Annotated in this window: 1 protein-coding gene; it reads left to right on the top strand. The window is 72.1% G+C overall.

Annotated features, from left to right (window positions below; translation table 11 throughout):
* Nucleotides 1–39: 39 nt before the first annotated feature.
* A partial coding sequence (locus tag ACLJNW_RS25760) for a sugar transferase (RefSeq protein ID WP_410961447.1) occupies nucleotides 40–265 on the top strand: 226 nt, incomplete at its 3' end.

The raw sequence follows: 265 nt of genomic DNA on the forward strand, positions 1-265 counted from the left end.
GGCGCGCACGGTCGACGTGTTCGAGCGAGCGATCGCGGGATGAGCGGCAGGGTGGTGGCCAAGCTGGAGCGGTGGTGGACCGTGGACCTGCCCAAGCGGGCCCTCGACGTGGTCGGCTCCGCCGGAGCGCTCGCCGTGCTCGCTATCCCCATGGCCGTGATCTGGGCAGCGGTCAGGGCCACGATGGGAGCCCCTGCCGTCTTCCGCCAGCGCCGACCCGGCCGGGCAGCGGTGCCGTTCACGCTCTACAAGTTCCGGACGATGC

This window comes from Salmonella sp. SAL4457 (assembly GCF_046548235.1).
Taxonomy (GTDB): domain Bacteria; phylum Pseudomonadota; class Gammaproteobacteria; order Enterobacterales; family Enterobacteriaceae; genus Salmonella; species Salmonella enterica.